The sequence below is a fragment of the Rhizobium sp. 18055 genome, assembly GCF_902706285.1.
GTDB lineage: Bacteria > Pseudomonadota > Alphaproteobacteria > Rhizobiales > Rhizobiaceae > Rhizobium.
Window position 1 is genome coordinate 1 of record NZ_CACSKD010000007.1, and the last position, 25655, is coordinate 25655.

Sequence of the window (25655 nt, forward strand, 5' to 3'; positions counted from 1 at the left end):
CCGCCAGTTCCTCGTCGATGAACAATGCGATCCTGAGATGATCGACCGTGTCATGGTCGATGAGGTGAAGCGCGACCCATAGCTTTGGCAGATCGACCCGCCAAAAATGCGTTCGCCGGACGCTCACGCTGGATGCATTTGTTTCGACGATTGAACATTGGCTCGATGAGGACGTGAAGGTGCCGCGCAAGCAGCGCCATACGGCCAAGCGGGTGTTTGACCGTCTCCGTGACGAGCGCGGCTTCACCGGTGGCTACACGATCATCAAGGATTACATGCGCGAGCGGGATCAGCGCCGCCAGGAGGTGTTCGTGCCGCTGGCGCATCCGCCCGGCCATGGGCAGGCCGACTTCGGTGAGGCTCTGGTGGTGATCGGCGGTGTCGAGCGGAAGGCCCACTTCTTCGTGCTGGATCTGCCGCACAGCGACGGCTGTTATGTGCGGGCCTATCCAGCGGCCGTATCGGAGGCCTGGGTCGACGGCCACATCCATGCGTTCGCGTTCTTCGGGGCCGTGCCGCAGTCGATCGTCTACGACAATGATCGTTGCCTGGTCGCAAAGATCCTGCCTGACGGGACACGCAAGCGCGCGGCCATATTCAGCGGCTTCCTGTCCCACTACCTGATCCGGGATCGCTATGGCCGTCCAGGAAAGGGCAACGACAAAGGGAATGTCGAGGGTCTCGTTGGCTATGCCCGGCGTAACTTCATGGTGCCGATCCCGCAGTTTCCGACGTGGGATGCGTTCAACGCCTGGCTGGAAGAGCAATGCAGCAAGCGTCAGCGCGACAGGTTGCGCGGCGAGAGCGAGACGATCGGAGAACGGCTGCAGCGGGATCTGGCTGCCATGCGCATGTTACCGGTGTCGCCTTTCGATGCGTGCGATCAGGCCGGCGTCAAGGTGACGGCCCAGTCACTAGTGCGCTACAAGACCAACGACTATTCCGTGCCGGTCGCCTACGGCCATCAGGACGTTTGGGTCCGGGGCTATGTCAACGAAGTGGTAATCGGCTGCCGCGGCGAGATCATCGCCCGCCATCCCCGGAGCTGGGAACGCGAAGACGTCATCTTCGATCCTATGCATTACCTGCCGCTGATCGAGCAGAAGATCAATTCACTGGATCAGGCGGCACCTCTTCAGGGGTGGGACCTGCCCGAAGAGTTCGCCACGCTGCGCCGTTTGATGGAAGGCCGAATGGCAAAGCATGGCCGGCGTGAGTATGTGCAGGTCCTGCGCCTGTTGGAGAGTTTTGAACTTGCGGACCTGCATGCGGCCGTGAAGCAGGCCCTGCAGCTCGGAGCTATCGGCTTCGACGCCGTCAAGCATCTGATCCTGTGCCGGGTGGAACGCCGGCCGCCTAAACTGGACCTGTCCGTCTATCCCTACCTGCCGAGGGCGACGGTCGAGACGACATCGGCGAAAGCCTACATGCGCCTTCTGTCGTCGGATGCAGGAGAAGCAGCATGACCGTCGAAGCACCTGAGATCCTGCTTGCCCACTACCTCAAGACCCTGAAGTTGCCGACATTCCAGCGCGAGTACCAGAAACTGGCCCGGCTATGCGCCACCGAAGGCGTCGATCACGTCGGATACCTGTTCCGGCTCTCCGAAAGGGAGATGATCGAACGCGATCGCCGCAAGGTCGAACGTCGGATCAAGGCCGCCAAATTCCCCGTCGTCAAAAGCCTTGATAGTTTCGACTTCACCGCCATCCCGAAGCTCAACAAGATGCAGGTGCTGGAACTGGCCCGATGTGAGTGGATCGAGCGACGCGAGAACGTCATCGCTCTCGGCCCCAGCGGAACGGGCAAGACGCATGTCGCACTCGGTCTCGGCTTGGCCGCCTGCCAGAAGGGCCTGTCCGTCGGCTTCACCACGGCCGCCGCCCTGGTCAGCGAGATGATGGAGGCGCGTGACGAGCGGCGACTACTCCGCTTCCAGAAGCAGATGGCAGCCTATCAGCTCCTGATCATCGACGAGTTGGGCTTCGTGCCGCTGTCAAAGACCGGCGCGGAGTTGCTGTTCGAGCTGATCTCGCAACGATACGAACGCGGAGCCACCCTGATCACCAGCAATCTTCCTTTTGACGAATGGACCGAAACCCTGGGATCCGAACGTCTCACCGGCGCACTGCTCGACCGCATTACCCACCATGTCAATATTCTCGAGATGAATGGCGACAGCTATCGTCTCGCCCAAAGCCGAGCCCGAAAGGCCGGCTGAAACCCTTTTAAAAATCGCCGCGCACGCATGAGACCCCCGCTCCGGGCTACGCCCTCCCGGAGGTCTCATGCGTGCGCCACAAGTGGCCTGGTTTTGCTCCGCCGCCTGGCCGGTTTTTGCTCCGGCGTTGACACAAGACGGCGGCGTTCTTCTCGGCTGGTCTTGTCGCTCGTGGAAGCGCGATGCATAAGTAAATCCTTGATCCAGATCGGAGGCCCTGGCCGGCCTCCTTTTTTGGGGTGACGATGTCTGCGAACACAGGAAAGGTATCCCAATTTTCTGCGATGATCAATATGCGATCGCAGATTTTTGTGATGAAAAAGGCAGTGGGCGAATTTAATTATGATGAGGTGATGGCGAGGATTCTAAGTAAGAATCGCTGGGGAAACGAAGGCAACTTGGCGAAAGCTCTCGGAGTTTCACCGAACACCTGGACAGCCTACAAGCAGGGCAAGACTTCATTCGGCCTGCACGACATCGCAAAAATTTGCGACGTACTAGGTGTCACGCCTCAATGGCTTCTAATGGGCGATGAAGGCCTTCGGCCGATAAGTTTGCTAGATCGGGTGCGAGCAATTGTATTCCGTGCACATGAGGTCAGCCCAATTCGGCTGTCGAAGGAAGCGCTGGAGCAGACGAGTATCGACCATTTCAATGCTCTGAAATCCGTGATCGTCGATCCGAACGATGACGAGGAGATTGAGCTGCGGTTGAGATTACTTGGAAAGCAAATGCAGAACGAGATATCAGTGGCAATTCGCGAGCCCGGCACTGGGAAACGCGAGGCCTCATGATTGTGAAACCATGCTTGGAAGTTCGCGAATCTGGAGCAGAGCCGGGCGCGCCCGGTCGAAACAACCAGGCCAAACACATCGACGATGTAAGAAGGGAAGCAGGAGCTTCTGAAAGACGGGGGATTAATGCTTTATTCGATCAACTTACGGATGCCCTCAAACTCTAACTAAGTATCTGTAAAGGCTATGGCACGCCGCTACCCGAAGACAACCCGTCTTCGTTCTGCAAGGTAAACGCGAGTAATATCAGACCAAATGTTTCGCATGCCATGCCCCACTGCGATGTCCGGCAATCGGCACCGGGACCGGGGGTTGAACACGCGCTTCACAGACACGCCGATGCGCTTTTAGCCGGAGCTTGGACATGACGCATCGCCCCCGGCCGAAAGGCCATGGCGAATGCGCCAGCCGCTAAGCTGCGCATGCGTTCGGCGACCGCTGTGGCGGCACGCCTATGTGAAATCAGGGTGTTCAAGCCCAAGGTGCTTATAGATACTCGCCGTGAAGTCGCAAACTGCTAATTCTCATCGGCGAAGATGTGTTGGGCTTTTCTTTTCGCGGCGGAAACATGAATAAGTTATTGAGATCGTTACAAAAAATCTATTTTCTTAGAATTTCGGCCAGTCTGGACTTATTCCAATTGAAAATTGCGCTTCAAACTGAACCTCTATCGCTCCGCGGCGCAAAACCGTTGAAGTACCGCTGACTGTTAAATATCAATGGTTTGAAGATGTCGTGAAGCCGCTTTAATGGTTTTTCGGAGTGGCCGCCTCGACGACAGTGCTTTCAACTTGCTAAGCGGGCTTTGTTTGAACAAGCGGCAATTTGGGTGTCAAAGCGCGGCCGCGTCGCATCTCGCCTGTTGCCAGTCAATGCACTGAATAATAACGATTTCTCGTTCGTTCCCAGATATTCCCGCCTCTTCCCGGTAATTCCGGAGATCAGTGTCAAACAACAATCTATTCCCGCTCTCCACATCAACCGCCCACGAGCCCCAAGCCGCACCTCCGCAGCAACGTGCGCAAATCTGCGTTCCATCCGCACTCGCTTAGCGCCACCGACGATGAAACACAGCTTATTGAGCGCTTCCTTAATCGTTGAGCGACCGGATTTTAGGGGTTGCCATCGGTTGAAACGCGCGCAAGTATCGTCGCGGGAGGCATGAAGTGATGGGAACCACACATGCCGAAGACTGGACTAATCGCAGTATCCGGGACGGCCATGTCGAGGCCGTGCATATTTACCAGTGACGATGGCGGCGGCAAGATTCGGGGCTGTCCACGTTTTCTCGGCATGATTTTCGGGAAACCGAGCGTGCGCCTGTCCGACGGCAGCAGCGGTCGGTGGGCATTGATCGAATTGAGTAAGGTGGATCGACGCGGCAACGCGACGTTCCGTTGGCTCTAGGCGGCATCCCGACATTTTTGCCGCTTCAATTGAGTTGATGTGGGCAACGGCGGCGCGTTAGAGATTACGTCGTCTGCAGGCAATCGCGTCTCCGGGGCAAGCCCCCGATGTCTGGTGCAGGAACCAAAGCCCATCTTCGCCCGTTAAGGCGATAACGCAGCAATTGCGGCTTGGAGGGGCGCGGGTAGCGTCAGGGTTGGATGGCGCGGCAAACCTATTGGAAAGGCTATCTCAAGCTGTCGCTGGTCACGGCGTCGGTATCGCTGACACCTGCGACCACGGACAGCAACCAGCTTCGCTTTCATGTTCTGAACCGCAAGACGAAAAATCGCGTCGAGAGCCGCTATGTCGACAGCGTCACCCACAAGCCGATCGCCGACAAGGACCAGGTGAAGGGATATCCGCGCGGCGAAGACGACTACGTCATTCTCGAAGACGACGAAATCAGCGAGGTCGGGCTGGAAAGCACCCGCACCATCGATATATCCAGCTTCGTCCCCCGCGGCTCGATCGATTGGATCTGGTACGACAAGCCGCATTTTCTGGCGCCCGAAGACAAGGTCGGCGTCGAGGCCTTCTGCGTGATTCGCGAAGCGATGAAGGCAAACGATGTCGTCGGCATCGCCCGTCTGGTGCTGTATCGACGCGAACGCGCTGTGTTGCTCGAACCCCAAGGAAACGGCATCGTTCTCTGGACCCTCCATTTTGGCGATGAGGTGCGCGAACCGGCTGCCACGCTCGACCTTGGCGGCGAGGCCGACGCCACGGTGCTGACGCTGATGAACAAGCTCGTCAAGGACCGCACCGAGGACTGGAAGCCGTCCATGGTGCAGGATCCGATGCAGAAGCGGATCAAGGCAATGATCCGCGCCAAGCAGAAAAGTCTGCCAAAACCCAACGCAGCATCAAAACGTCAGCCGGTCAAATCCACCGGCAACGTCGTCAATATCATGGATGCGTTGAAGAACAGCATCGCCAAGGGTGGCGGCCGTTCCAAGCCATAGCGGCGACACGGCCTTTGGTCATTTGCGCTTCTCCAGCGGTACCGCTGCCTTTAAGAAATCCGCCCAGGGATCGGCAGCCAGCGACTGCAGGCGCGCCGGCGCATTGTCGACGGTGAAATAGGCCGGACCGATCTCCTCTGTCAGCTCGTTCCATGCCAGCGGCATCGACACCGCAGCGCCCGGTCGCGCCCGCGTCGAATAGGCAGCAACCGCCGTATTGCCGCGCCCGTTGCGCAGGTAATCAATGAAGATCTTGCCGTTGCGTTTCGCTTTGGTGGCCGTCGCCAGATATCTGTCCGGCTGATCGCGGGACATGTCGTCGGCCAGAGCCTTGGCAAACGCCTTGACCTGCACCCATCCGGCCTTCGGCTTGAGGGGCGTCACCACGTGGAGACCCTTGCCGCCAGAGGTTTTCACGAAGGAGGCGAGCCCCTGCGCCTCCAGGCGCTGCTTCAGTTCCTGCGCCGCCGATATCACCTCCGCCCATGCAACATCCTCGGCCGGATCGAGATCCATGGTGATCATGTCGGGCTTTTCCCAGCTTTCGGTGGTCGTCCCCCACGGATGGATTTCCAGCGCGGCCGATTGCACCAGCGCGATCAGACCGTCGAAATCGCCGATCCGCAGCAGTGTCTCACCGCCCTTGTCTTTCGGATCGGCAATCTCCTCGATATGCGCATTCATGCCCTTCCAGGCATGCTTCTGGAAAAAGCGCTGGTGCCCGCCAATCCCGTCAGGGCAGCGCAGCAGTGCCAGCGGCCGGTTGACCACATAGGGCTCGATAAAGCGCCAGACTTCGGCGTAATAGTTCGCAAGTCCCTGCTTGGTGACGCCGTCATCCGGCCAGTAGATTCGATCGGCATGGGTGAGCGTCACGCTCGATCGGGGAACCGGATGATCGGCAGTCTTGTCGGTCTCGCGCATCACATCCCCTGCCGCCTTGTCTTCACGCAGCCCCCGAAAAGCTGCATGCCTCAGATTGCCATCCGCAGACCATGCCTGAAATTCCACCTCGGCCACAAGCATGGGTTTGACATGGACCAGACCGCGCCGCGCTTCCGCAGGCAGCCCATCGCCAAAGGCGCTCTTCTCCTGCTCGCTCGCCGATAGTCTGCCGTAGAGCATCTCAGCGGCGGCAACCGAAAATCCGGTTCCCACCCGGCCGACATAATTCAGCGTCTCGCCCTTGTAATATCCCATCGCAAGCGAGCCGATCGCGTTCCTTGTCGCACTCGACGGCACATAGCCGCCAATGACGAATTCCTGGCGCTTCGAGCACTTCGATTTGACCCAGTCACCGCTGCGGCCCGACGTGTAGGTGCTGTCACCGCGCTTGGAGATCACCCCTTCCAGGCCGAGCCCGCAGGCGTGGTCGAGCACCACGCCCCCCTTCTCGGTGAAGTGCGTGCTATAGCGCAACCGCTGGCCATCGCTCGCAGTCAGCGTCTGCAGCAACTGCTTGCGCTCGATCAGCGACACGTTCTGCAGGTCATGCCCATCGAGATGGAGCAGGTCGAAGGCGTAGAACACGAAGCGGTCTTTCCGCCCTTCGCTGAGATCGGTCTGCAAGCCGGAAAAATCGGAAGCGCCATTGGTGCGTTCGACGACGATCTCGCCGTCGATCACCGCCGAGGTGAGCGGTAACGCCAGGAAATCGTCGGCAATCGCCGTTCCGAACCGATCGGTCCAGTCGAGACCGCTGCGGGTCAGCATCACCACCTTGCCGCGACTGATCCTGATCTGCAGCCGGTAACCGTCGAACTTGATCTCGTGGACCCACCCCTCACCGGCTGGTGGCTTCGGCTTCAGCTTGGCAAGCTGCGGTTCGATGAAATCGGGCAATGCTGCCCTGGCGGCGCCCTTCGGCCAATCGCGTGCAGCCTTCGCCGAGCGGCCGGCCGTTGGCTTGATGTGCTCGGCTCTGGCGTTTGCCTTCGGCCGCGAGGTCCAGCTGGCATCGGGGTTCTTCGCCACCTCCTCGATCTTGCGGCCGCTCTTCGCCGATTCCGGCCGCAGTTTCAGGATGTCGCCCTTGCCGCGCGCCTCGCCGTCCTCCGCCTTGATCAGCAACCAGTTCTCGCGGCTTTCGCCCGGCTTTCCGTGCATCCGCACCAGATGCCAGGTCCCCTTCAGCTTGTCGCCGTCGAGGTCGAATTCCATGTGGCCCTTCTGGTAGGCCTTGTGCGCATCGCCATGCGGTGTCCACGTGCCGCGATCCCAGACGATGACGGTACCACCGCCATACTGTCCCTTGGGGATGATGCCCTCGAAATCCCCATAGTCGAGCGGGTGGTCCTCGACATGGACGGCCAGGCGCTTGTCGTCGGGATTGAGGCTGGGGCCGCGCGTCACCGCTCAGCTCTTCAACACCCCGTCCAGTTCCAGCCGGAAATCATAATGCAGCCGTGTGGCGTCATGCTTCTGGATCACGAAGCTCAGCGCATTGCTGCGTGCCGCCCCGGGCTTGCGGCCCTTGGGCTCCGGCGTCAGCGTGAAATTACGCTTGGACTGATAGGTTTCGAGCGCCATGGTCAGCCCGCTTTTTTCGATCGGCCATCGCTGCCGCGCCCGCTCTTGGCCGGTGCCTTGCCGGCCGCCTTGCCGCTGGTCTTGCCACCGATCCTGGCGCTCTCACGCAGCGCCTCCATCAGGTCTATGACCTTGCCCTTTGGCTCGGCCTTGTGCTTTGGCGGCGCCCTGCCCTCGACCTTCGCCTGCACCAACGCGGCAAGTGCCGCCTCATACCGGTCGTCGTAATCCTTCGGGTTGAAGGTACCCTTTTTGGTGCCGATGATATGGCCGGCGAGTTCGATCATCTCCTTGTCGAACTGGATCGCAGGAATCTCCTTGAACACCGTTTCTGCATTGCGCACTTCGTAGTCGTAGTTCAGCGTCGTGGCCACGATGCAATCGTCCTGCGGCCGGATCAGCACCGTGCGCCTTTTTCGAAACAGCACCGCCTCGCCGATCGCCGCCACCTTCTGCTCGCGCATCGCCCTTGCGATCAGCGCCAGCGCCTCGCCGTCGTCATCGCTGACCGGAGCAAGGTAATAGGGCCTGTCGAAATAGAGCTTGTTGATCTCGTCGTCAGGCACAAAGCCCTGAACGCTGAGCAGCTTGTCGCTTTCGGGAATGAACTCGGCAAGCTCCTCCCCCTCGATCAGGATGTAGTCGCCGCTATCCAGCCGATAACCCTTCACCTGGTCGTCGCGCTCCACCGGCTTGCCGGTTTCGCTATCGACGAACTGCCGCTCGACGCGATGTCCCGTCTTCCGGTTGACGATGTTGAAGGAGATGCGGTCAGACACCGAAACCGCGGTGTAGAGACCGACGCCACAGACGAGGTCGCCGACCTTCAGGTGGCCTTTCCAGCTTGCCCGCGTTGCCATGCCCTATCCCTCCTTGCGGTTATCCGGAGCCTTGCGCCGGCGCCGCTCGTCCAGAGCAATGATCTTCTCGACGGAGGCAATGTCCTCGCTCGTGACCACAGGCACCGGATCGGAAGCAATCGCCTCCAGCACATCCCTGGACAATGCGCCTTTACGGATCGCCCATTCCAGCGTCTCGCGCGTTTCGCGTTCTGCCTTCAACTGCGCGTAGAGGGAAATAATCAGCCGGTCGCGCGCGTCCATCCGGCCGCCTTTTTGCTCGGTCTTGCGGACATGCGCCATGGGAACCTGCCTTTGCTGCTGATTGCACCTCTGTTGCCGATTGCATGAGAAACCGGCCAGCCGCAGAAAGGTTCCGCAAGCGCCGGAGCCGCGGTCCCTGTCGCAATTCTGAGACATGTCCGATCCGGCAGCGCCAACACAACAAGGCGCCCACATCGCCGTCAGTTGCCAAGAAGCTCGGTTTTCGTCACACTGCTGTCGATGATCTGTGGTGGTAGGAGCGACAGATCTTGGATGGGAGGAACCCGATGCACGAAAACTCTGCACATGCGGAGCATGTCTATACGTGCACGCAGCGCGATTCGGCCGCAGCAAGTTCTTCGGTTGTCGCCTCATGGCGCCGGTGCATTGCCATGCACCAGTTGGCGCCGGAAGAGCGCCGCACCCCGCATCGTCTGATGGATCAGGAGTTCAGGCAGGCCCGCGAGCAATCCGAGCAGCTGATCGCCAACGCAACGGACGAACTCGACCGTCTGTTCACCACCGCCGGCAAGGCCGGTTGCTGCCTGCTGCTGACCGACCGCAACGGCATTGCGCTGGAGCGCCGCGGCGCCATCGGCGACGACAAGGAGTTCCACGATCTCGGCCTGTGGACCGGTTCCGTCTGGACCGAAGCCAGCATCGGCACCAATGGCATCGGCACGGCACTGGCCGACGAGCGCTCGGTCTCGATCTTCCGCGACCAGCACTTCTTCTGCTCCAACATCCGCCTGAGCTGCACCACCTCGCCGATCCGCGATCACCGCGGCCAGCTGGCAGCCGCCCTCGACATCTCCACCTGCCGCGAAGACGTCAACGAGATGACGCTCGGCATCCTCGCCCAGATGGTCCGCGACGCCGCGATGCGCATCGAGATCAACCTGTTTCGCAGCGCCTATGCCGGCGCCCGCTTCCTGATGGTTCCGGCCGGCAGCAACCCGGCAGCAGCACTGCTCGCCGTCGATCGCCACGATCTCGTGCTCGGCGCCACCCGCGCCGCCCGCCTGGCGCTGAAGCTCGATGACCGCAGCATCGCCGCCGGCATTCCCGCCGCCGATGCCCTGCACGAAACCCGCATGTCCGACGACGAGGACCTGATCGAGGCCGAACGCGCGGCACTTTTGCGGGCGCTTTCGCGCTCCAGCGGCAACGTCTCGCAGGCAGCCATCGCGCTCGGCATCAGCCGCGCCACCCTTCACCGCAAGATGAAGAAGCTGAATCTACATTAGAAACGCGGCAAGCGCCTTGCCTGTCGCAGCCTTGCGACACTGTGCACTGCGGTATGGCCGGACGCCGCTGTTTCTCGACACAAAAGGCGCGCAGTTTCCCCCCACGGGTTCGCATCCGAACCTGCTCATCTCAAGGGAGGATGACATGCTGCATCAGAAAATCGTCGAGTCTCCGTTCAAGCTGAAATACGGAAACTATATCGGTGGGCAATGGCGCGAACCGATCGAAGGCAAATACTTCGACAACATCACCCCCGTCACCGGCGGCAAGCTTTGCGAGATCCCCCGCTCGACCGAAAAGGACATCAACGCCGCCCTTGATGCCGCCCACGCGGCCAAGGAAAAGTGGGGCCGCACCTCGGTCACCGAGCGCTCCAACATCCTGATGAAGATCGCCCAGCGGATGGAGGACAAGCTGGAGCTGCTCGCACAGGCCGAGACCTGGGACAACGGCAAGCCGATCCGCGAAACCATGGCCGCCGACATTCCGCTGGCGATCGACCACTTCCGCTATTTCGCCTCCTGCATCCGCGCCCAGGAAGGCTCGATCGGCGAGATCGACCACGACACCGTTGCCTACCACTTCCATGAGCCGCTCGGTGTCGTCGGCCAGATCATTCCCTGGAACTTTCCGATCCTGATGGCCGCATGGAAGCTGGCACCAGCACTTGCGGCCGGCAACTGCGTCGTCATCAAGCCGGCAGAACAGACCCCTGCCTCGCTGCTGGTCTGGGCCGAACTCATCGGCGACCTCTTGCCACCGGGCGTGCTCAACATTGTCAACGGCTTTGGTCTGGAAGCCGGCAAGCCGCTTGCCTCAAGCCCGCGCATCGCCAAGATCGCCTTCACCGGCGAGACCACAACGGGCCGGCTGATCATGCAATATGCCAGCCAGAACCTCATTCCGGTGACGCTGGAACTCGGCGGCAAGTCGCCGAACATCTTCTTCGAGGACGTCATGGCCGAAGACGATGATTTCGTCGACAAGGCGCTGGAAGGCTTTGCGATGTTTGCGCTCAACCAGGGCGAAGTCTGCACCTGCCCGAGCCGCGCCCTCATCCAGGAATCGATCTACGACCGGTTCATGGAAAAGGCCGTCAAGCGCGTCGAAGCCATCAAGCAGGGCAACCCGCTGGATTCGGCAACGATGATCGGCGCCCAGGCCTCCAGCGAACAGATGGAGAAGATCCTCGCCTATCTCGATATCGGCAAGCAGGAAGGTGCGCAGGTTCTCGCCGGCGGCACCCGCAACGATCTCGGCGGCGAACTCGCCAACGGCTATTACATCAAGCCGACGATCTTCAAGGGCCACAACAAGATGCGCGTCTTCCAGGAGGAAATCTTCGGGCCAGTGGTTTCGGTGACGACCTTCAAGGATGAGAAGGAAGCATTGGAAATCGCCAACGACACGCTCTATGGCCTCGGCGCCGGTCTCTGGAGCCGCGATGCCAACCGCTGCTATCGCTTCGGTCGCGAAATCCAGGCGGGCCGCGTCTGGACCAATTGCTACCATGCCTACCCCGCGCATGCAGCCTTCGGCGGCTACAAGCAGTCCGGTATCGGCCGCGAGAACCACAAGATGATGCTCGACCACTACCAGCAGACCAAGAACATGCTGGTCAGCTACAGCCCGAAGAAACTGGGTTTCTTCTGAGAAGATCCTGTATCTTCGGCATGATACTGCCCGCTCTCCTGACGGGGAGCGGGTTTCGCATGGGAGGAAACCAGCATGGACACCACAATCAACGGCGAACCGCGCGTCCTTGGCACCGATGCGGCGATCAGCCTGATCGGCGAGATCAGGCGGGACTATCCCGACATCCTGTTCCATCAATCCGGCGGCTGCTGCGACGGTTCATCGCCGATGTGCTACCCGACCGACGATTTCATCATCGGCGACCATGATGTGAAGCTTGGGGAAATTGCTGGCGTACCGGTCTATATCAGCGGCAGCCAGTTCGAGGTCTGGAAGCACACGCAGCTGATCATCGACGTTGTGCCCGGCCGTGGCGGCATGTTCTCGCTGGATAATGGCAGGGAAAAGCGCTTCCTCACCCGCTCGCGCATGTTCGGCGGCGGTGAAGCCTGCGCCATCCCCGCAGCAAAGACCGCCGTCTGACTGAGCGCGATGCTTGTCAGTGCTTGCGCACTTTTCCGGTCGGAATGGCCGAGGATGTAATGGACACCGGATCGCTGGCCGGAAACGAATCCTCCAGCCCCTGATCGAGTTGATCCTCCATCTCATCCCTATCGCCGGATGTGCGGGCGCTCGGCTGTGCAGCATCCGCACTTGCAAGCGCCGCCGTCGCATCGAAGGTCGCCAGTTCACTCATCACCGCCTTGGCGCGGTCGATCGCATTGCCCGAATTGAGCGTACGATCGGTATCGTTGCGCAACTGCACCGAGACAACCTCGCCACCCTTGCCAACGAATTCGACGGTAAAGCCCCGCTTTCCGCCCTGCTCCGGAATAACTTGCGTGCCGATTACCTGCATGGAAATTCTCCTGTGAAACATCAGTCTCAACAACGACCGCCACCCCACAAAGTTCCAGCCGCCATCGCTGATACCACCCATGACGCAGGCAAAAAAAAGCCACCGCTTTTAACGGTGGCCATAGTCATGAAGGTTATGAAACCTCCAGAGGGGAACAGTTGCGTCATCGACCAGCAGGGCAGATCGACTGCATAAGCAACTACAGGTATTATGGATGTTATCCCCCGAAAATTCAATCAATTGGCGGCTGAAATAATCGAGTTTCGTAGATTTTTTTACCAAAAATCGCTTACAAATGAAAGATACCTTACCGCTTTCAGGTTGCATTGCAGTTCAGGCCATGTCTGACCGCCGATACCAGCTGCAGCATCACCGGCGCAAGGGACCGGTCGATTCGCGCAAAATCAGCTCCACCGGCCACAACTCGTGGATCTCCAGCGGCGAACGCCCGGCCACAAGCTGCAGCGCCAGATCCGCGCACCGTGTGCCGGCTGCCCGCATCGACGAGCGCGTCGCTGAAAGCGAAGGCGCCATGTTGTCAGCCGTCAGATAGGGAAACACGTCGTCATGAGCGATGACCGAGACATCACGGCCAACCTGCAATCCCAGCGAGCGCACCGCCCGGTAGACGCCGAGCGCCGTCATCATCGACCCCGCGACAAAGGCGGTGGGCGGCGTCGCCTGTTCAAGAAAAGAACGGGCAAACCGGAAGCCCAGCTCATCGGTAAAATTGCCGTTGGCGATCAACTGCGGATCGAGTTCGATCCCATGGCTCTGAAGGGCGCTACGATAGCCGGCGTCGCGATGCAGCGCGTAGGTCGCGCCCGGCCGCCCGTTGATCATAGCGATCCTGCTATGGCCGAGATCGATCAGATGCGCAGTCGCCCGGCGCACCGCCCCCTCATTGTCGATATCGAGCCAGGCATGCGGCACGTCGATATCGGAGCGGCCATGAACGAGAAACGGCATGCCGAGTTTATGCAACAGCGCGATACGCGCGTCGTTCGGCCGCGGCGAATGCATGATGATCGCATCGACCCGCTGGCTCTCCACCAGCCGCCGGTAAAGCTGCATCTCGTCGTCGTAATCGGGATCGGCCATCGGGATAACCAGAATGTCGGTGTCTTCGGTCACCAGCCGCTCGGCCATCCCGGCCATGAACTCGGCGAAATGAAATTCGCCGGCCCGCCCCATCACCACGCCGATGGCACCCGCACGTCCGGTCTTCAGCCTGACGGCGTTGACGTTCGGCCGATAACCCAGCCGCACCGCCTCCTCCGCCACCCGCGCCCGGGTCACTTCGCTGACCTCTGGATAGCCGCTCAACGCACGACTGACCGTTGTCGGCGACAATCCAAGCTGCTTTGCGAACTCTTTAAGCTTCATCCACGCCCACGTCTTTCGTCCCTTGCCATCCGACCATCTATACACCGTATAGGCCGATCTGCTCATGATTTCGAGAAAGTCAGCCGTGAAGCCAAACCGATTTCAATTTCACGCATTAAAGACCCATGCGCCGCCAACTTCATCCGCGAGCACGAATTGCGCTAGACAACTGATAAACATGAATAAGTTTAAGATCTGTTCGACGCAGCGCGTCCATCTGGGCGACCGCTTGACTTAATATCGGCAATCTGACAAATTTTCTCAGCCAAATCGATTTCAAATTGCGCAATATCTTGTTGTTTCGGGAGAAAGATAGGACGTTTCGTTTCACAGCCCTCACTGCCGCCCTACCGACCTCGCCTTGGCTGCCGATTGCCTGACTGACAGGCCCTCTGGCTCGCGGACGCAGGATCGGGATCAGACAGCCAACCAACACGGCCGGACCTTCCACTGACAACTCCGGTCTGGAATCAATTCCGCATCGCCCTACCCTTACTCACTCAACATTTGGTGGATTGCTGGCACAGCCTGACACTCACCCGAACATCAGGATCTGCCGCCACCGGTTTCGGTCCGCCACGCGCATGAAGGAGCAACAACTTGGCTATTCGCACCATCGTCTGGGGTGAAAACATCCACGAGACAACCAACGAGATCGTCCGCGGCATCTATCCCGAGGGCATGCACACCACGATCGCCAACGCGCTGAACACCGACCCTGCAATCAGCGCCACCACGGCGACCCTGCAGGAGCCGGAACATGGCCTGACCGAAGCCCGTCTTGCCGAGACCGACGTGCTGACATGGTGGGGCCACAAAGACCACGGCGCGGTCTCCGACGTCGTCGTCGAGCGTGTCGCCAAGCGCGTCTGGGAAGGCATGGGCCTTCTCGTCCTGCATTCCGGCCACTTCTCGAAGATCTTCAAGCGCCTGATGGGCACCCCATGCGCGCTGAAATGGCGCGAGGCCGGCGAGCGCGAGCGTCTGTGGACGATCAACCAGCGCCACCCGATCGCAGCCGGCATCGGCGAGAATTTCGTGCTGGAAAACGAAGAGATGTACGGCGAGCAGTTTTCCGTGCCGGAGCCGCTGGAAACCGTGTTCATCTCCTGGTTCCAGGGCGGCGAAGTGTTCCGCTCGGGCCTCACCTGGCGCCGCGGCGCCGGCAACATCTTCTACTTCCGCCCGGGTCACGAAACCTATCCGACCTATCACGACGCCAACGTCCAGAAGGTCCTCATCAATGGCGTCAAATGGGCCTATAATCCTGAAGGTGACCTGAAAAGCATCACCGATGCCCCGAACGTCCCCGTCGACCAGGCCCTCGAGCCGATCGTCGAACGCGGCCCGAGACTGCACCAGGCCGGCGAAGCCGGTTACCGCTAAGGAGAATAGCAATGCGTCTACTCGTTCTTGGCACAGGCGTCATGGCCAAAAACCAGGTTGCCAACTTCCTTGCCATCGATGGCGTCGAAGTGGTCGGCGCCGTCGATACCGATCAGGCTCGCCTTGATGAATTCGCCGATCATTTCCACATCGAGAAGCGTTTTCGCACGCTGGATGAGGCGATTGCCTGGGGTGACTTCGATTCGGCCACCAACGTCACACCCGACCGCATCCACCACACGACCAGCCTGGCCCTGATCGCTGCCGGCAAGCACGTCTTCTGCGAAAAGCCGCTGGCCGAACACTACGCCCAGGCGCTTGAGATGACCGAAGCTGCGGAAGCCGCCGGCGTCATCAACATGGTCAACCTCACCTACCGCAACGTCGCGCCGCTGCAGCGCGCCCGCGAAATGGTGCTGGCCGGCGAACTCGGCACCATCCGCCACGTCGAGGCTTCCTACCTGCAGAGCTGGCTGGTGTCGCGTGCCTGGGGCGACTGGCGCACCGAATCGCGCTGGCTGTGGCGCCTGTCCACCGGCCACGGCTCGAACGGCGTGCTTGGCGATGTCGGCATCCACATCCTCGACTTCGCAGCCTACGGCGCCGCCACCGACATCGACCATGTCTTTGCCCGCCTGAAGACCTTCAACAAGGCGCCGGGTGGCCAGATCGGCGAATATATGCTCGACGCAAACGACAGCTTCACCATGTCCGTCGACTTCACCAACGGGGCACTCGGCGTCATCCACGCCACGCGCTGGGCGACAGGCCACCTGAACGAGCTGAAGCTGCGCATCTACGGCGAAAAGGGCAGTCTCGAAGTCACCCACCGCCCTGACGGTTCGGACCTGCGCGGCTGCTTCGGCGACGACATCGAAAACGCCATCTGGCGTGACATCGAAGTCCCCGCCGTTCTCACCAACTACCAGCGCTTCGCCGAAGCCGTCAGAACCGGCAAGCAGGACGACCCCACCTTCCGCCACGCCGCCAACCTGCAGAAGGTCATCGACCTCTCGATCGTCTCGGAGCGGGAACGCCGGGAACTCAGCCTGCTGGCGGAGCAGGAACAGGAGAGCACACCCGACAAGCGCATCCCGCCCCTGACGGTGGTGGTATAGATCGGGATGGACGACTGAGGACAACACGACTGGCGATGTGAGCCTTTTGAAGCATCGCCAGCAGTGGCTCCTTTTGCAAAGTCCACCACCGTCTATGATTGACTGTCACCCACCCCACCGCGACCCTTATCTTCGCCCTCGTGGCGGAGATCCAGCGCGGTCACGTCCGTGACCGCAGGATACTGTTGTCGCCGCGCAGACGCGCGTCGCCCGGATTGCTGCCGCAGGGGCGAGAACGAGGGCTGTGAGGGATAACCGATCAACTGCGACTGCAGAAGCCGCTCATGCGCCACCTGCAGCAGCCAGCGCCAGCCGCAGAATCGCCCCCATCCTGCCGTGACTGACACCATTCCCGGCCCTCAACGCAGGCGCCGACCGGTGCACGACGACAATATCCAATGCAGGCAGGACGATAACATACTGCCCGCCAGACCCACTGGCATAAAACATCGGCACATGAGTACACATGCTGTCGCCGGATGCGTTCGCAGCAGAGGACCACCACAAGAAGCCGTAGCCATGCCCCGCTCCGACCTCCGAGTGCAGCATGGTGCTCTCGCGAACCCAGCCTTCCGGCACGATCTGTTGTGTGCCCCAGCGCCCCGTGCGCAGATATAGCAAACCAACACGCGCCAGATCACGCGCCGACATCCTGATCTTGTAGACCGGATGCTGGGATTCCGGACCATGACGGAAAGAGCCGTCGCCCGGCGCTACGTCCTGCATACCGAGCGGAACGGCAAGACGTGTCGCCAATGCCTCGAACACCGTGATCCCGGTCTGCCGCTCGACAATCGTGCCGAGAACGTTGAAATCCCAGTTATTGTAGAAGAAGTGCGATCCGGGCGGATAGCTGCCTCGCGCGGGTCGCCCCCGTTCGGTGTCATACACCGAAGGCAGGTAGATCCCCGAGCGGGCCATCAGCAAGTCCCGGACCGTTGCATTGCGCTCGCTCGCCGTCAGCGGCTGCCTGTCATCAATCTCCAGGTCGCCAAGCGTGGCGTCAAGTTCGATAATGCCGTCCGCGATGTACATTCCATACAAGGCGTTGATCAAGCTCTTGCGCACGGAGGCCACGCTGGATTTCAACGCGATATCGCCCCAGCGATAAATGAGGCAGCCTGCCTGAACGATCATGAAAGCTGTCGTGTCGCCGCGCGCCAGTTCTTGGCCGAGAGCGTCAAGGCCGGCCTCGGACCAGCCGAAGTCTGCTGCTGGCTTTTCCGCCCAATCAGATTCGGGAAAGCACTCGCCTGCCGGACCAGATACCGTCTTGCCCCAAGCCATTTCCTCTCCGAAAGGTCCAGTCGAAATCGAAAGCCCGCGGCAAGACGTCTCGCCTAATCTCTACCTCACCCCAGCCGCTCGAGCAGCCGCCCGATCGAGACCGCATCGGCATTGGCAAACGCCAACCTCAGATACAGCTCCTGCCCCTCGCCGAAATAGCTCCCTGGCAGGCATACGACACCCGTCTCCTTCGCCAGCCGCTCGGCCACCGCCGATGAGCTTAGCCCCTCGAACGGATGCCGGATGAATGCGAAGTAGGCGCCGAGCGCACCGATTTCCCAGCCTGGCAGCTCCGCCATAACGGCGCGCAAAGCGTCGGCGCGGCGGGTGATCTCGACACGATTGCCGGCGCGCCAGTCGGCGAGGATCGGCATCGCCTCGGCAACGGCAAGCTGTGCGGATCGCGGCGCACAGATCTGCATGTTGTCCATCACCTTGATGATCTCGGCGATCACCCCGGTACCGGCGGTGATCGCACCCAGCCTGTGGCCGGGAATGCAGAAGGATTTGGAGAAGCTGTAAAGCAGGATCAGCGTGTCTTCCCAGCCGGGGATAGCAAGCAGCGGGTGCGGCGCGCCGTAGTCTTCCGGCAGGAAGTCGCGATAGGTCTCGTCGACGATCAGCCAGGCGCCGTGTGCGCGGCAGAGCATGAACAGCTCCTGCAGCAGGGCGGGCGGATAGATCGCACCGGTCGGATTGTTCGGTGTGACGATCGCCAGCACCTTGGCGCCGCCTGCAAGCGCCTTTTCGGCCGACACCACATCAGGCAGGAAGCCGTTTTCGGCATCGCAGTCCACCAGCACTCGCCGGATGCCGAGCATCGAAAGCGTCGTTTCCTGGTTGAAGTAGAACGGATTGGTCAGTGCCACCGTATCTCCGGCACCGGCAAGCGCGATGGCTGCGGCCATGAAGGCCTGATTGCAGCCAGCGGTGATATGAATGTTGGCCGGCGCCACTGACGCCCCATAGATCGACGACATCTGCCTGCTATAGGCCTCGCGCAGCACGCCTTCGCCCTCGATCGGCCCGTAGCCTGTCATCGACGGCAGCGCTGCCTTTTCACCAAGCAGCCGCAGCATCTCGGGATGGGCGGGATAGCCGGGCACGGCCTGCGAGAGATCGACCAACGGCCCCTTGCTGCCGTTGTATTCCCGCGCCCAGGCGAAAACCGAAGGGATGGGCGGCGGAGACAGGCGGGAAACGAGCAGATTGGCTTCGGCGGCGGGCATGAAGGCTCTCATATGAAAGAACGGAAAACACCACTCCTGCACAAAATGCGCCGCCTCGGCAACACGCATTCGGCCACCGCTCGGCAAGTCCTGTCACGAACCGCAGCAGGCCTTGAGCTTTGCAAGCCGCGGGACGTCGATGTGCCGGTTGGCAACGATCGAGATAATTCCGTCGGCCTTGAGCTTCGACATCTGTCGCGACACGGTCTCGATCGTCAGGCCGAGGAAATCCGCGATATCGGCGCGAGACAGTGGAAGGTCGAACCGCCGGCTTTCCCCCTGGGCCTCGGGATCGAGATGCATGGCGATCAGCAGCAGGAAGCTCGCGACCTTTTCGGCCGCCGTCTTGCGCCCGAGCGTCACCATCCAGTCGCGGGCTTCGTCGAGTTCGCGCATGGTCTGCGACATCAGCCGGTCGGCCAGTTGAGGATTGCTCTTGACCAGCCGCTCCATCGTCGCCTTCGGCACCCGGCAAAGATGCACCGCCGAGGCTGCCTCCGCCGACACCGCATTTTCCGCGGAATTCAGCCGGCCCAGAAAATCCGGTGCAAACTGCAGGCCGACGATCTGCTGGCGCCCGTCTTCGAGCGTCTTCGTCAGCTTGACGACGCCACTGATCACGGTCGCATAGGATTCGACCGGCATCCGCTCGCCTGCCAGCTCCTCGCCCGCACCATGATTGACGAGACGCGTATGCGCCGACAATGCCAGCAGTTCATCGGCGCTCAACGCACCGCATATCCCCTTGTGGCGGACTTCGCAGCTCATGCAACGTATTGGAATATTAGAATTATGAATATCTTTTCGCATCAAAACAGCTCCGTGGAGAGCATAGACCGGCGCAACCGCAACTGAACAGCACTTTCTTGATCAAGATCAAGGTCTGGGAACACAGACGCGGCTATTCCTGCCTCAAAAGGACACGCCATGAACGCCGATCTCATCACTCGCTACTCTGCCCCCGTCCCGCGCTATACCAGCTATCCGACCGCGCCGCACTTTCATGAGGGCGTTGGCGAAACCGACTACATCACGTGGCTCGGCGCTGATTCGCATGGCCCGCTCTCTCTTTACCTGCATATCCCCTTTTGCGACCGCCTCTGTTTTTACTGCGGCTGCCACACCAAGCAGGTCCGCCGCTACGACCCCATCGCGACCTACCTGAAAGCGCTGAATAGCGAGATTGCCCAGGTTGCGACATACTTGACGGCGGGACGAAAGGTCACAGCCATCCATTTCGGCGGCGGTTCACCGACCATCGTCAGCCCCGCCGATCTGCGCACACTGCGCGCAACGCTCGATGATAATTTCCAGATCGCGCCGGGATGCGAGATCAGCGTCGAGATCGATCCGACCCATGTGGATGCCGAACGACTGGGCGCCTGGCGCGATTTCGGCATCACCAGGGCAAGTGTCGGCGTCCAGGATTTCGCGCCTGTCGTTCAGACGGCGATAAACCGTCCGCAAAGCTTCGAGCAGACGTCGGAAGTGGTCGAGATCCTGCGCGACCTCGGCGTCGGCTCCATCAACCTCGACATCGTCTACGGCCTTCCCCACCAGACCCGGGAAATGCTGCTGCGAACGATCGACCTGTCGCTCTCGATGACGCCGGATCGTATCGCCATGTTCGGCTACGCCCATGTGCCCTGGGTCAAAAAGCACCAGTCACTGATCGACACGGCGACACTCGCCGGCCCGATCGACCGGTTTGCCATGGCCAGGGCTGGCGCCGAGACCATTCTTGGCGCCGGTTACGAAGCGATCGGCATCGATCACTTCGCCAAGCCGGATGACAGCATGGCAGTGAAGCTGAGAGAAGGCGCCCTGCGGCGGAATTTCCAGGGCTACACCACCGATGGCGCCGAAGCGCTGATCGGTCTTGGCGCATCCTCGATCGGGCGCCTGCCGCAGGGTTATGTCCAGAACATCACCGCGACGGGGCTCTACTGTCAGTCCGTGTCGGAAGGCCGCCTGCCAATCGCCCGCGGCTTCGCTCTCTCCGACGCGGACCGCGCAACGGCCTCCGCGATTGAAGATCTGATGTGCCATTACGCCTTTTCGATTGCCGAACTGCGCGCCCGTTTCGGCGATGCCGCCGACGACGTCTGCAGCGATGCATTGCGGGAGAGCTTCAACGCGGACGGCTTCGTCACCTTTGATGGCGACACGTTTGCCATGACCCCGATGGGGCGTCCGTTCGTGCGCACCATCGCCTCGAGATTCGATCGTTACATCAATCAGGGCCAGGCAAAACATTCCGCAGCGATTTGATCGAGATCAAGAGGCGCTACCCAAAACCTGACTATTGTCAATCACAACGCCAAATTGCCGCAGCCCATGAGTTGCGCATTGTCAGCTATGCCAGTCGGATTATAGTGATTTCAGAAATTTCTGAAATTACCGACACAACGGAAACCGCATCATGAACCTTCCGCCGCTTGTCCAGTCCTTCGTCCTCCACTTCGGTGAGATGGGTTCGCGCTGGGGTATCAACAGGACCGTCGGGCAGATTTATGCGCTGCTCTACGTCTCGCCGTCGCCGCTCTGCGCCGAGGAGATTGCCGAATCGCTTGGCATCTCGCGCTCCAACGTATCGATGAGCCTGCGAGAATTGCAGACCTGGAACCTCGTTCTCCTCAAGCACCGGCCGGACGACCGTCGCGACTTCTTCACCACGCCCGACGATGTCTGGCTGATTCTGCGGACGCTGGCGGAAGAGCGCAAGAAGCGCGAGGTCGATCCGACGCTGTCTGTTTTGCGCGAAATCCTGATGCAAAGGCCCGACAGCGAAGCCGAGCGGCACGCCCAGGAGCGCATGAGCGAAATGCATGCGTTGATTGAACAGCTGACACATTGGTATGACGATGTGAAACAACTTGAAACCGAAAGACTTGCAACGCTACTCTCGTTGGGCGCGAAAGTGACGAAACTGCTGGAGGCCAAGGACCGGGTGATTTCGCTCGGCCGCGGTCGCCGTCCAAATCCTGCGAACAAGAGCTAGTGCCATGACCAGTGCCTATCTCGACGCCAATGGAAAACAGGCTGCCGGCATGCCGCGCAAGCGCGCGCGCCGGCCTGCCGGTTTGCGGGATGCGGCACTCGTGCAAACGCTCGCCGCCCTTCTGTGGATCCCGCAGGCGGGCCTCCTGTCAAACGCAGTCGGCCGCATTGCCAATGGCGGTGGGATGGACGCCGTGCTTTGGCCAGCCGCCTTTCTTGCCGTTCTCGGAATTGTCAAAACCTGTCTCGACGCGGCGGGAGGCCGCATGGCATTTCGCGCCGCCCGCGCCGAACTGACGGCCCGCCGAACCGTCGCCGTAGCGGCATTGGCCCGCCGCTCGCCGGTTGACAGTACACGGCAGAATTCCGGCGAAGCGGCCAGCATCGTCGGCGAGCAGGCAGAGTTGATCGTTCCCTATATGTCGCGGTTTCAGCCGGCGCGTTTCAAGGCAAGTGCGGTTCCGCTGGTCATCCTTGCCTGTATTTTTCCGTTTTCCTGGGTCGCAGCGCTCGTCCTGCTGTTTGCCATGCCGCTGATCCCGGTCTTCATGGCGCTGATCGGCTGGCGCGCCCAGGCAGCCAGCGAGAAGCAGCTGGCAGCAACAGGCGGCCTGAACGGCTTCCTGCTCGATCGCCTGCGTGGCCTTGCCACCATCCGCGCCTTCGGTGCAGTCGATGCCACCGCCTTGAAGCTTCGGGCCGATGCCGATGAGTTGAAGGTCCGCACGATGGCCGTGCTGAAGATCGCCTTTCTATCGTCGGCCGTGCTTGAACTTTTTGCAGCGCTGGGCGTCGCCATGGTCGCCGTCTTCATCGGCTTCTCGCTGCTCGGAGAAATCCGCTTCGGCGCCTGGGCCGGCGGCCTCGATCTCACCTCCGGCCTGTTCATCCTGCTGCTGGCACCAGCCTTCTTCGAGCCGATGCGCGAACTGGCGTCGGTGTGGCACGACCGCGCCTCGGGTGAAGCTGCGATGAAAGCACTCGACGCCCTCAGCGAAGACGGCATGGTATTGCCGCAAGCGGGAGAAACCGGCGACACGCTCGACAACGGAGATATCCGCTTAGAAGCCGTCGGCTTCGGCTACACCAGCCAGATGCCTGTGATCGAGGCATTCGACTTGCATATCCGCGCCGGCGAACATGTCGCCCTGCTTGGCGCCAGCGGATCGGGCAAATCCACGCTCCTCGCCCTGATCGCTGGCCTCGCCCCTTGCGATGGCGGCCGGATCACCATCGGCGGGCAGCCCGCCGGCCCTGCGGCGCAAGCCAGGATTGCCTGGATCGGCCAGAAGCCGCACATCTTTGCCGGCACCATCACCCGGAACGTGACCCTCGGCCGACCCCATATATCCCCGCAGGCCGCAGCAGATGCGCTCGAAGCCGCAAGGCTCGGCAGTCTTGCCTCGAGTTACGCCCGCCGCCCGCTTGGCGATGGTGGCGCTGGCCTGTCCGGCGGCGAGGCGCTCCGGCTCGCCATCGCCCGGGCCGCCGGAAAGCCCGATGCCTTGATCGTCCTGGCAGACGAACCGACCGCGCATCTGGACACCGAAACCGCCAACGAGATCACCGACGCCCTGCTGGCGCTGGCGAAGGGCAAGACACTGGTCGTTGCCACCCATGATCCACGCCTTGCCGCGCGCATGAACAGGACGATCCTCATCGATGCGGATGCTGCACGGGAGGCTGCCGAATGAGCACGTCGCTGTCCGATTTGAAGCCAATCCTCAAGCTCTTCGCCCGGGAACAGAAGCGCGGCCTGCTGCTGGGTGCCGCCATGTCGGCTCTGACAGTGGGCGCCGGCATCGCCCTGCTCGGCCTGTCCGGCTGGTTCATCACCGCAACGGCGGTCGCCGGCCTGTCGGCGGCAAGCGCCATCACGTTCGATGTCTTCGCTCCCTCCGCCGGTATCCGCCTGCTGGCGATCGGCCGCACCGCCTCGCGCTACGGCGAACGGCTGAGCACGCATAATGCAACGCTGAGCGTGCTGGCGGCCCTGCGTGAACGACTGTTTCGAGGCTGGGCGCAGGCAGGCGCCGCCCGCGATCTCGCCCGCCGCCCCGCCAAACTGCTGTTTCGCCTCACCGGCGATATCGATGCACTCGATTCGCTCTATCTGCGTGTGCTGGTCCCCGTCGGTGTCGCCATCGTGGCAGCGATCGCGACCAGCATCGCGCTCGGCCTAATCCATCCCCTATTCGGCCTGTCGGCCGGCCTGCTGTTGCTGGCCGCCGGCCTCGGCATTCCGCTCTTGGCGGGTCGTCGTGCTGCCAGACATGCCCGCCGCCGCGCCTACGGCATCGAGGCGGTGCGCGCCCGCACCATCGATCTCGTCGCCGGCCAGACCGACCTGCTGATGGCCGGGCGGCTGGATGCGCAGACGGCAGCCATAGCGACAGCCAACCAGTATTCCAGCAATGCCGACGACTGTCTGAACCGCATGGAGGCTGGCGTCACCATCGGCTTCGGTGTCGCCGCGACAACGCTGCTCACCGGCTCTCTGCTGGCCGTTGCAGCACTTACCGGCGCCGGCGCCATCTCGGCACCTGTTGCAGCGCTGGGTATCCTGATCGCCTTTGCCGCCGTCGAACCGTTTGGCGCGTTGCGCCGCGGCGCTCTCGAACTCGGACGGATGCTGCTCGCCGCAAAGCGCATTGGTCCGCGCCTTTCGGCGACCATGCCGATCCAGCAGAATGCCGCCCCGGCTGGCCACTTCGCGTTCCAACTCTCAGGTGTCTGCGCCGGCTACGGCGCTGAAGCCCCGGTGCTCGATGACATCACGCTCAGCCTGAAGTCTGGCGAAAAGCTTGCCTTGGTTGGCGCCAGCGGTGCCGGAAAGTCCACCCTGATGGCGCTCCTCGCCGCCGAAATTCAGGCGGATCGGGGAAGCGTTGCCAACCATGCGGCAACCCTCCTCACCCAGCGCACCGAACTTTTCCAGGACACGCTGCGCGGCAACCTGCTGCTGGCAGATCCTCGCGCCACGGACGATGATCTGCGCCAGGCCCTGCTTGCAGCCGGTCTGCTGGCCGACATCTCCGCCCTGCCGCACCACCTCGACACCCGCCTCGGCGAAGGCGGCATGGGGCTTTCAGGCGGACAGTCGCGCCGCCTTGCGCTCGCCCGCCTGTTCCTGCGTGACACGCCGCTCTGGCTGCTCGACGAGCCCACCGAAGGGCTCGATCGCGCCACGGCCCGCGACGTCATGCACCGACTGTCGGGCAAGGCGAACGGCCGCTCGCTCGTCATCGCCACCCATATCCGCCGCGAGGCGGCCATCGCAGACGTCATTGCCACCCTTGATGGTGGTCGCATCACCAGGATTTCCCGCCGCGGAGAGACGGCGTTTGAAGAGGCTTTGAACCGGCTGAGACCGGACTGAGCAGCGTGCATGACCGCCTTGCAATTCGGCACGGCGGGAAATCTTCGCACCCCATGGGGCTGGAGAACGA

19 protein-coding genes and 3 pseudogenes are annotated in these 25655 nt (G+C 61.4%); 13 read left to right on the top strand and 9 right to left on the bottom strand.

Annotated features, from left to right (window positions below; genetic code table 11):
* A pseudogene (locus GVL52_RS30890) lies at nucleotides 1–136 on the bottom strand (IS5/IS1182 family transposase); the annotation flags it as partial.
* On the opposite strand from GVL52_RS30890, the pseudogene istA reads away from it, so the two are divergent.
* The 4 genes and pseudogenes from istA to GVL52_RS13810 form a co-directional block, all read left to right on the top strand.
* Nucleotides 129–1466, top strand: a pseudogene (gene istA / locus GVL52_RS13795) (IS21 family transposase); the annotation flags it as partial. The pseudogenes GVL52_RS30890 and istA overlap by 8 nt on opposite strands.
* Nucleotides 1463–2221, top strand: a complete 759-nt coding sequence (istB, locus tag GVL52_RS13800) for an IS21-like element helper ATPase IstB (protein WP_160007986.1) — start codon at nucleotides 1463–1465, stop codon at nucleotides 2219–2221. The pseudogene istA and the gene istB, both read left to right, overlap by 4 nt.
* Nucleotides 2222–2466: 245 nt before the next feature.
* A complete protein-coding gene (locus tag GVL52_RS13805) occupies nucleotides 2467–3015 on the top strand; it encodes a helix-turn-helix domain-containing protein (protein ID WP_160007988.1) in 549 nt (182 codons plus the stop codon).
* 1607 nt (nucleotides 3016–4622) lie between these two features.
* Complete coding sequence (locus tag GVL52_RS13810; RefSeq protein WP_160007990.1) at nucleotides 4623–5426, top strand: Ku protein; 804 nt, start codon at nucleotides 4623–4625, stop codon at nucleotides 5424–5426.
* A gap of 18 nt (nucleotides 5427–5444) precedes the next feature.
* Here GVL52_RS13810 and ligD read toward each other — a convergent pair.
* The 3 genes and pseudogenes from ligD to GVL52_RS13825 form a co-directional block, all read right to left on the bottom strand.
* A pseudogene (gene ligD / locus GVL52_RS13815) lies at nucleotides 5445–7955 on the bottom strand (DNA ligase D).
* A 2-nt stretch (nucleotides 7956–7957) separates the two neighbouring features.
* The gene (locus GVL52_RS13820) at nucleotides 7958–8815 is read right to left on the bottom strand and encodes a Ku protein (RefSeq protein ID WP_160007992.1); all 858 of its coding nucleotides are present in this window, start codon (nucleotides 8813–8815) and stop codon (nucleotides 7958–7960) included.
* A 3-nt stretch (nucleotides 8816–8818) separates the two neighbouring features.
* Entirely contained in the window at nucleotides 8819–9097 is a 279-nt protein-coding gene (locus tag GVL52_RS13825; RefSeq protein ID WP_160007994.1) for a hypothetical protein, read from the bottom strand.
* Between the two features lie 248 nt (nucleotides 9098–9345).
* On the opposite strand from GVL52_RS13825, the gene GVL52_RS13830 reads away from it, so the two are divergent.
* From GVL52_RS13830 to GVL52_RS13840, 3 genes are all read left to right on the top strand, one after another.
* Nucleotides 9346–10305 carry a helix-turn-helix domain-containing protein gene (locus tag GVL52_RS13830; protein ID WP_160007996.1) on the top strand — a complete coding sequence of 320 codons (960 nt, stop codon included), beginning with the start codon at nucleotides 9346–9348 and terminating at the stop codon, nucleotides 10303–10305.
* 145 nt (nucleotides 10306–10450) lie between these two features.
* The gene (gene adh, locus GVL52_RS13835; protein WP_160007998.1) at nucleotides 10451–11959 is read left to right on the top strand and encodes an aldehyde dehydrogenase; all 1509 of its coding nucleotides are present in this window, start codon (nucleotides 10451–10453) and stop codon (nucleotides 11957–11959) included.
* A gap of 75 nt (nucleotides 11960–12034) precedes the next feature.
* Nucleotides 12035–12424: a DUF779 domain-containing protein gene (locus GVL52_RS13840; protein ID WP_160008000.1), complete on the top strand. Its 390-nt coding sequence runs from the start codon at nucleotides 12035–12037 to the stop codon at nucleotides 12422–12424.
* Nucleotides 12425–12440: 16 nt separating this feature from the next.
* Here GVL52_RS13840 and GVL52_RS13845 read toward each other — a convergent pair whose 3' ends face one another.
* Nucleotides 12441–12800 carry a hypothetical protein gene (locus GVL52_RS13845; protein ID WP_160008002.1) on the bottom strand — a complete coding sequence of 120 codons (360 nt, stop codon included), beginning with the start codon at nucleotides 12798–12800 and terminating at the stop codon, nucleotides 12441–12443.
* 369 nt (nucleotides 12801–13169) lie between these two features.
* A complete protein-coding gene (locus GVL52_RS13850; protein ID WP_160008004.1) occupies nucleotides 13170–14186 on the bottom strand; it encodes a substrate-binding domain-containing protein in 1017 nt (338 codons plus the stop codon).
* A gap of 600 nt (nucleotides 14187–14786) precedes the next feature.
* Here GVL52_RS13850 and GVL52_RS13855 point away from each other — a divergent pair.
* Nucleotides 14787–15572: a ThuA domain-containing protein gene (locus GVL52_RS13855; RefSeq protein WP_160008006.1), complete on the top strand. Its 786-nt coding sequence runs from the start codon at nucleotides 14787–14789 to the stop codon at nucleotides 15570–15572.
* 11 nt (nucleotides 15573–15583) lie between these two features.
* Nucleotides 15584–16690 (top strand): Gfo/Idh/MocA family protein, encoded by a 1107-nt coding sequence (locus tag GVL52_RS13860; protein ID WP_160008008.1) that lies wholly within the window; start codon nucleotides 15584–15586, stop codon nucleotides 16688–16690.
* 282 nt (nucleotides 16691–16972) lie between these two features.
* On the opposite strand, the gene GVL52_RS13865 is transcribed toward GVL52_RS13860, so the two are convergent.
* The 3 genes from GVL52_RS13865 to GVL52_RS13875 form a co-directional block, all read right to left on the bottom strand.
* Complete coding sequence (locus GVL52_RS13865) at nucleotides 16973–17977, bottom strand: serine hydrolase (RefSeq protein ID WP_160008010.1); 1005 nt, start codon at nucleotides 17975–17977, stop codon at nucleotides 16973–16975.
* 65 nt (nucleotides 17978–18042) lie between these two features.
* A complete protein-coding gene (locus GVL52_RS13870) occupies nucleotides 18043–19206 on the bottom strand; it encodes an aminotransferase (protein ID WP_160008012.1) in 1164 nt (387 codons plus the stop codon).
* A gap of 93 nt (nucleotides 19207–19299) precedes the next feature.
* Nucleotides 19300–19974 carry a Crp/Fnr family transcriptional regulator gene (locus GVL52_RS13875; RefSeq protein ID WP_280179105.1) on the bottom strand — a complete coding sequence of 225 codons (675 nt, stop codon included), beginning with the start codon at nucleotides 19972–19974 and terminating at the stop codon, nucleotides 19300–19302.
* A 159-nt stretch (nucleotides 19975–20133) separates the two neighbouring features.
* Between GVL52_RS13875 and hemN the strand changes: the two genes are divergently transcribed.
* From hemN to GVL52_RS13895, 4 genes are all read left to right on the top strand, one after another.
* Nucleotides 20134–21477, top strand: coding sequence for an oxygen-independent coproporphyrinogen III oxidase (gene hemN / locus GVL52_RS13880; protein WP_160008016.1), 1344 nt, complete (start codon nucleotides 20134–20136; stop codon nucleotides 21475–21477).
* Between the two features lie 151 nt (nucleotides 21478–21628).
* A complete protein-coding gene (locus GVL52_RS13885; protein ID WP_160008018.1) occupies nucleotides 21629–22207 on the top strand; it encodes a GbsR/MarR family transcriptional regulator in 579 nt (192 codons plus the stop codon).
* 4 nt (nucleotides 22208–22211) lie between these two features.
* Nucleotides 22212–23900 (top strand): thiol reductant ABC exporter subunit CydD, encoded by a 1689-nt coding sequence (gene cydD / locus GVL52_RS13890; RefSeq protein WP_160008020.1) that lies wholly within the window; start codon nucleotides 22212–22214, stop codon nucleotides 23898–23900.
* Nucleotides 23897–25585: an amino acid ABC transporter ATP-binding/permease protein gene (locus tag GVL52_RS13895; RefSeq protein ID WP_160008022.1), complete on the top strand. Its 1689-nt coding sequence runs from the start codon at nucleotides 23897–23899 to the stop codon at nucleotides 25583–25585. Before cydD ends, GVL52_RS13895 begins: the two co-directional genes overlap by 4 nt.
* Nucleotides 25586–25655: the final 70 nt, after the last annotated feature.